Origin of the sequence: Streptomyces sp. NRRL S-495, assembly GCF_000966955.1 — a bacterium.
GTDB classification, from domain to species: domain Bacteria; phylum Actinomycetota; class Actinomycetes; order Streptomycetales; family Streptomycetaceae; genus Kitasatospora; species Kitasatospora purpeofusca.
Map to the genome: position 1 here is coordinate 1 of NZ_JZWY01000983.1, position 7861 is coordinate 7861.

1 protein-coding gene is annotated in these 7861 nt (G+C 75.7%); it reads right to left on the bottom strand.

Going from position 1 to position 7861, the window contains the following annotated elements; all coding sequences use genetic code 11:
* A partial coding sequence (locus VR45_RS37450; protein WP_045944410.1) for an EndoU domain-containing protein occupies positions 1 to 7861 on the bottom strand: 7861 nt, incomplete at both ends.

Sequence of the window (7861 nt, forward strand, 5' to 3'; positions counted from 1 at the left end):
TCCTGCTCGGTGTGGTCGAGCGTGGTCCGCCTGCCATTGGCCGGGCCGAACTCGGCGAGCGCCGCCCGGTTGTCGCCGACGTCCACGAGCGTGACCCGGAGGTCCAGCGCGGTGGCCGTGAGCACGGCGAAGGCGTCGCGGACGGCGCGGGGATCGGTCGCGCCGCCCCCGTCCTGCTCGTGCCAGGCGGTGATCTCCCGCTGGAGGTCCTCGACGAAGGACTGCCAGTCCGCCGGTTCGTTCCCCATCCGGCGGGCCCAGACGGTGTAGAGCTCGTGCGCCTCCCGCGCCAGTTCGGGGTTGTCCCGGAAGCGCTGCTGGACCAGCTCGCGCAGCGCCCGCTCGGCGGCGGCCGGGTCGGCGGCGAGCCGCCCGCCCTCCTCCGCGCCGAACAGCGTCCGCAGCAGCTGCGGATCCTCCTCGACGAGCGCGCGCAGCAGCGGCGAACCGCTCTCCGGGGTGTCCCCCTCGACCTGGGCGGTGTGCCGCGGGCCGAGGACGCTCCCGTTGCCCGGGGTGGAGTGCTGGCGGGAATCCCGCTGGCCGGGTCGGCCCCAGTACTCGGCGATCAGGCCGTCCTCGCGGCGGACGTTGACGACGACCCCGCCGACGGTGTCCTGGACGACGCCGTTGTCCGGCACGTGCTGCCCGGCCGCGCGCAGCTGGACGATCACGGTGGCGGCGGCGACGCGGGCGTCGTCGGCGGACCATTCGCGCGGCAGGCCGGGGCCGGCCGGGTCGTTCCAGGCCCGGGCGGTGAAGTCCGGCCGGAGGGTGTCGACGTCCAGGTCCGGTGTGCCGACGGGGCGCCGCTCGTCCGGCCGCAGGGGGCCGGGTTCGCGCAGCGCGGTGGGGCCGTGCAGCGGGAACGCCTCGTGGGTGAAGGCGTTCACCGGGGAGGCGGCCCGGAACAGGCCGGGGAACAGGGCGTCCCGGCCGTTCCAGCCGGGCGCGGGGGCCAGTGGGCCCAGCAGGCCCTGCAGGCCCAGGGAGTTGGCGGCCTGGATGCCGATGCTGCGGACGGCGCCCGCAGGGTCGGCGACCGGTACCACGTTGACGTTGACGAGCAGGGGCTGCCCGCCGTGGCTGTGCTGGGCCCAGGCCTGCGCGGCCGCGGTGTTCACCCGGAGGGCGAAGTCCCGGACCTGCTGGGGCGTCGTGCCCGGGTCGGCCGTCAGGTGGAGCGGGACGGTGACGTCGAGGCCGTGCTGGCCGGAGTCGAAGAGCACCCGCCGGGCCAGGAGCCGGGCGCCGCCGACGGGCAGCTCGACAGTCCCGCCGGCGCCCGTCACCCGGGCCGGGTCCCAGTGGGCGAGGGTCGGACCGGGCTGCCGGTCGGACGGCCGGTAGGCCAGGTGCTGGCCGTCCCGGGAGAGGCCCTCGATGCGGACGCCGCCCGCCTCGCCGATCCAGCGGTAGGTCCGCTCGTCGACCCGGACCCGGGTGTACGCGGAGCGGTGCGCGGTCTCGACGGCGTCGAGGAGCATCGGGCGCGTCCAGGTGCGCGGGAACATCGTGCGGCCGTGGGTCTCCCGCGGCTCGCGCCAGTGGTTGCGGAACGCGGCGAGCGGGCTGTCCGGGGCGACGGTCGCGTCGAGGAAGCGCACCCGGGCCCGGTAGGTGCCGTTGGGTGCCGCCGGGCCGCGTTCGAACACCTCGACGCCGCGCCGGCGCTGCCAGTCGGGGAGGTCGGCGTTCTGGAACAGGCCGGGCTCGTGGTGGAGGCCGGTCATGCTCTGCCGGTCGCCGTAGCGGGCGATGTCCTGGGCGCGCTGCCCGTAGCGCTGAAGGCCGGCGGGCCGCGACGGCGCGGTCGCGGGGATGTCCGGGTGGGGCTGCTGCGGGGACAGGTCGGAGAGTCCGTCCCAGGTCCTGGCCGTGGGCCGGTGGCGCGTCGGCTGGGGCGGCTGGCCGTCCTGGTCGGGCTGGGTGTCGGACGGCCGGAAGTCGAGGAACTCCCCGGCCCGGATCCGGCCCTCGATCCGTACACCCTGGTACTCGCCGGTCCAGTGGTGGCCGCCGCCCCCGGTGGGGACGATCCGGCCGTGGCGGCGGGCGTCGAGGTAGGCCTGCTCGGCGGCGTACAGCGCGTCGTCCTCGGTCCAGTGCTGCGGGAACATCCGCCGCCGGACGGCCGTGTCGGAGCTGTGCAGGTCGCCGGCGTCACTGGTGAGGCGGACGTCGGCGGCGTGCCTGGTCCCGCCGCGGCCGGTCGGCGCGGCCTCGAACTCGACGTGCAGGACGCCGTTCGAGTGCCGGCCGATCACGCCGGTCGGCCGGGGGCGGTCCGAGCCGGGCGGCGGGATCAGGTGGCCGCCGGGGTTGTGCCGGTCGCCGTAGAGCGAGGTCTGCCGGGCCTCCGGGCCGAAGGAGGCCCGTGGCGGCTGCCCGCCGCCGTCGCCGAGGCGGGACGGCTGGGTGCCGAACGCGCCGTCGACGGCGGCGCCCAGGTCACGCAGGTTGCGCGGGGCCAGGGTGCCGCGGCCCGGTGCCCGGGTGCCGCCGATCCCGGCCTGCTGGTCGGCGGAGACCCGGCCGTGCTCCACGCTGTCGGAGCCCATCAGCCGGGCGTCGGTGTGGACGGGGTTGCGGCGGTGCCGTTCGCGGTACTCGTCGGGCAGGCCGAGCAGGTGGCCGATCTCGTGGGCCACGACGTGCGGCGCGGAGTCGAGGGACCAGGCCTCGTGGTTCTCCCTGGGCATGGTGCGGTGGAGGTCGACGATGTGGATGTGGTGGTTCTCGTCGTCCATGTGGTCGACGAACTCGGGGCGGACCAGCAGCACGTCGCCGTTGGGCAGCCGGTGGCCGATGTTGAGCACCTCCTCGACGCCCTGCCAGGCGTTCTCCATCACCCGGTCCATTTCCTCGGGCGTGAACTGCTCGGTCGGGGCGTCGCTGTAGTCGTAGTCGCTCTCCGAGTCCGTGGAGCGGCGGTCGAAGTCCATGCCGGGGGTGTCGGACAGCAGTGCCGGCAGCAGGTGGATCCGCACCACGAGTTCGGTGGCGGGTTCGCCGTTCTCCAGGAAGCCGCGCCGGGCCTCGTAGCCGCGCAGGGCGGCGGCGGAGACGGTCTGGCGGAAGTGGTCCGCCGGCGGCCTGACCTCCCGGGAGCCGGTGATGTGGTCGAGGAAGGACTCGGCCCCGCCCATGGAGGTGTCCGAGTGGGCGTCCATGGAGGTGTCCGAGGCCGCGTCGTCGAACTGCTCGTGCGGCTGCTGGTGCGGCTGCTCGTGCGGCTGGGACCCGGAGGGGTGCAGCGCCTGCAGGGGCGGCTGCTGCGCGGCCGGGGGCCGCCGCCGCTGGGGGGCGAACTCCTGGCCGGGGGCTCCTTCGTAGTCGGTGATCCGCCCGTTCCGCAGCGTCACCAGGATCCGGACGCCGGCGAACTCGCCGTCGACCGGGTCGTTCGGGCCGCCGGGCGAATCGCCCGCGACCGTCCGGGCCGCGTGCCGGCGCTCGGCCTCGGTCCACTCGGGCGGCAGGCCGCGCCCGGCGTCCTCCGCGAGGTCCTCGTGGAACGGCGGCGTGAACTCCGTCGGGTTCTCGTCCTGTTCGCGGGTGCGGGTCGGCGGACGCTCACCGGTGCCGGGAGTGACGGGGGCCCTGAGCGTGGACGCGGGCGGGTCGCCGGCCGGGCCGGCCGCCTGCTGGTCGTCGGTCGGCCGGTGGAAGAGGTGCTGGCCGTCCCGGACGATCCCTTCGATCCGGACGCCCCCGGCCCGGCCGATCCAGTGCACGCTGCCGTCGGGCAGCTCCGTCGAGCTCGTCCGGGTTCGGTAGGCCCGGTCCACCCTCTCCAGGGTCTCCTCGGGGCCCCAGTTCTTCGGGTAGAAGGTGTGGCCCTGCTCGTCGGCGCGGCGGTGCCAGCGGGACGGGAACCGGCTCATGGGCGAGCCGGGCGCGACGGTCGGATCCAGGAAGTAGGCGTGCGCCCGCCGGGTGCCGTTGGGGTTCGTCGACAGGTCGGGCCCGACATGCAGGCCGCGCTCGGCGAGAGCGGCCGGCTTGGGCCGGTCGTTGTGGAAGCCGGTGAGCGTGTGCCGGTCGCCGTAGTGGTTCAGTTCCTCGACCCGGTGGCCGAAGGGCGTGGACCGAAGGTGGGGGACGAACGTGGCCGCTTCCAGTCCGTGCTGGTTGTCGGAGGGCCGGAACCAGGTGAACTCGCCGGCCAGGATCTCGCCCTCGATCCGCACACCGCCGTACTCGCCCGTCCACCGCTGCCGACCGCCGACGGGCCCGGTGACGCCGTCGGTCCGCCGGGCGTGCAGGAACGCCTGCTTGGCGTTGTACACCGCGTCGTCGGCGTTCCAGGTGTCGGGGAACATCGTCCGGTACCGGGCGCCGTCGCGGCGGCCGTCCGACAGCTCGCCGACGTCGGTCCGGTAGGTGCCGTTGGGGTTCTCCGAGCCGGGCACCGGCGGCAGCCGACGACGTCCGGAGGCGGGCGGGGCGGGCAGGTGCCCGCCCCGGCCGTCCGGCCCGTCGTACAGGGAGGTCCGACGGGCGTCCTCGCCGAACTCCGCCCGCCGCGGGAGCGTGCCCGGCGGCGTCACCTGCGGCGGGGTGCCGAACGCCCGGTCGAGCACCGCGCCCAGCTGGTCGAGGTTGTGCGGGCGCAGGGCCGTGTCCGGCAGGTCGGTTCCGTCGTCCAGCCGGGGGTGGGCCGCGTCGACCGAGACCCGGCCGAACCGGTCCAGCGCCGGGGCGCTCATCAGCCCGAGCTCCGGGTAGACGGGGCGGGGGCGGGTGCCCGGCCGGCGGTACTCGTCGTCCAGGCCGAGCAGGTGACCGACCTCGTGGGCGATCACCCGCGGGTCGCTCTCCACGCCCCAGTTCCCCGAGTCCTCCGGGACGGAGCCGTCCCAGAGCTCGACGGTGTGGTGCGGATCCTGGTCCGCGTCGACGAACCGGACGGCCACCTCCAGCCGGTCGCCGTCGGGCAGCCGCTGGCCCCGGTCGTAGAGCTGCCGCAGGCCCGTCTCGGTGGCGAGCTGCACGTGTTCGAGGTCCCAGGCCCGACGCGCTCCGGTGGTGGTCACACCCCCGGTGTCGAGGTGCACCCGGACGGTCAGGACGGTCCGGGTGTCGCCGTCGGGGTCCACGAGCCGCTGGGCCTCGAAGGCCTGCACCCGCTGGGCCTGCAGGGAGGACAGGAACCTGCCCTCGGGCGTCCCGGTGTCCGGCGGCCGCACCTCGACCGTGCGCAGCACCCGGCCGGGCAGGGGCGCCGGGGCGGCCTGGACCCGCTGGTCGCCGAGGCGCTGCCCGAGTGCGGCGTGGTAGTCGGCGATCCGGCCGTTCTCGACCAGCAGCCGCATCCGGACACCGGCGAACTCGCCCTCGACGATCGCCGCCGTCCGACGGCGCTCCCGGAAGTGGTCGCTCTCCAGCAGCACCTGCTGGGCAGCGTGGTGGCGCTCCTCGGCCCGCCACTCCCGGGGCAGGCCGAGACCGCCGTGTGCCAGGGCCTGGGGCTCGAACCGGTACTGGTCGTAGTGGGCCGCCAGGGGTTGCCGCAGGTCGGGGGCGGCCGGCGGATCCTCGGGGTCCGGGAACCGCAGCATGGCCGCCGAGTCGCGGTCCACCCCGTCCCGGACGCCCGCGGTGCCGTCGAACACCGCGTCGAGCAGCCGCTCGCGCCCGTACTCCGGCCGGAGCGCCGGCGGGAGGGTGATGTTCCGGCCGTCGATGTGCCAGGCGGCCTCCTCCGGCCGGTCGGTGAAGGTCAGCATCGTCCGGAGCTGCCGGTGGCCGTCCGAGTCCTCGTAGAGCCCGTCGACGTGCTGCGTCAGCCGGTCCCGCAGCTGGTCGGCCTGCCGGGGCGTCATCCCGGTGGGGTCGAGGTGGACGGCGAGGCCGAGCACGTGCAGTTCGTGGCCGCTGTCGGTCATTCCCCACCAGGCACGGAACCGGACGTCGTCCAGCCGGACCGCCGCCTCCTCCGACATGAAGAGCTCGCGGGTGTCCGTCCACTCCTGGGTGGTGTCGGCGCGGCGGTCTGCCGGGCCGTGGACGAGGATCTCGTCCCCCCGGGAGATCCCGGTGATCTCCACCCCGTCGTGGACGCCGGACCAGCGGAACCGGCCGTCCTCCAGGTCGAGCCGCCGGTCCGGTTGTGCCGCGACCGTGCGGGCGGCCTCGGCGATCCTGTCGTCGCTCCAGTGCTCGGGATAGGCCAGGGGCCCACGGGGGTCCCCGGAGGACCACCAGCGGGACGGGAACACGGACAGCGGGGCGCCGGGTTCCACGGCGGTGTCGAGGTGGCCGAGGGTCAGCTCGCGGACGCCGTCCTCACGGACGTCCTCCCCGACCACGGTCGCCCGCCGAGCCGGGCCGTCGAGGTGGGCGGGCGGCGTCGGGGCCACCTGGTCGGTGAGCGGCGGGGCCACGGTCTCCCGCACCGGGGTGGCCGCCGGGGTGTCGTCGCGGAGGACGACCTGGGTGGCGGTGTCGTGCGGACCGAACCCGGCGACGACCGCCCCGGCCTCGTCGACCACGACCATCCGCACCCGGAAGGTGTGCGCCAGCAGCGGGGCGAGCGCCCCGCCGAGTCCGCCGTCGCCGTCGCGCACGGGGTCCCAGTCCAGCAGTCCGTGCCGCAGGCCGCGCAGAGCGTTCGCGGCCCCGGAGTCCGGCTCCAGGTCCGGACGGAAGCCGGCCACCACGTCGCGCGGGAGGTCCTCGGGCCGGGTCCGCTGGAGGTACTCGGCCACCTCCGCCATCATCAACCGGTGCAACTCCGCCGACGGGACGCCCTCGGGCGACCCGAACAACTCGCGGAGGCCGTCGGGGTGCGCGTCGACGACCGTCCGCAGCAGCCCGACCGGGTCGGGGGCCTCCAGCACCGGGCCGTCGGCGCCGGGCGTGAGCAGGACGGGGGCATGGGCCGGACCGGCGGGGCGGGTCTGCGGGGGGACGTGCAGCTGCGGGAGGTCCCGCTGGTCGCCGATGCCGCGGTAGCCGGTGATCCGGCCGTCCACGATGTCGATCTCCAGCAGGACGCCGCGGAATTCGTCGAGGACGACGCTGCTCTCGGTCGGGCGGACCCCGGCCCGGTCGACGAGCTGGGTGACGGCCCAGCGCGCGTCGCGGGCGGTCCACTCGCGGGGCAGGCTCTGGTCGGCGGGGAGGGTGCGCGGGTCGAAGTCGACCGCGGTCCGGGTGAACCGGAAGTCCATGGCGCCCACGGCCCGCTGGGCGGCCTCGTCGGTGCCGGCGGTCACGGCGGGCCGCTGCTCGCCCGGCCGCAGCGGGCCGGGTTCGCGCAGGTCGGCGGGGACGTGGGGGGTGCCCCCGACGGTGTGCAGGTCCGTGAGGAGGTCGACCCGGGTGGGTGCCTCCTCCTCCAGCCGGACGGCCGTCTCGTGGAACACGTCCGCGCCGTCCCAGTGGGCCAGCGGGCCGAGGAGGTGCTGGAGGTTCTCGGCGGTGTCGACCAGCGCCAGGTCCTCCGGGTCGGGCAGCGAGTCGCGGTCGAGGATCACCCGGGCGTAGGGGTCCCGGTACTCGTCGGCGAAGTCGAGGCGGACGGCGACCAGCATCTCCGGCATGCCGTCCGGGTCGGCGGTGTCCCGTACCCGTTCGCGGACGTAGGCGTCCACCCGGCGCTGGAGTTCGCCCTGGGCGGCCAGCTGCTCCCGGCGGGTCAGGCCGCCCTCGGTGGACACCTGGACGGGGAGGGTGAGCTCCAGACCGAGCTGGCCGGAGTCGAACAGCACCCGGGAGACGGTGACCGTGCGGCCGTCGAGGTCGACGTCCTCGCCGCGGACGGTGTGCCGCACCCGGCGGTCGTCCCAGGCCCGCATCGGTGCCGTCGGCTGGTCCTCGGCCGGACGGTGGGCCAGGTGGGCGCCGTCGCGGG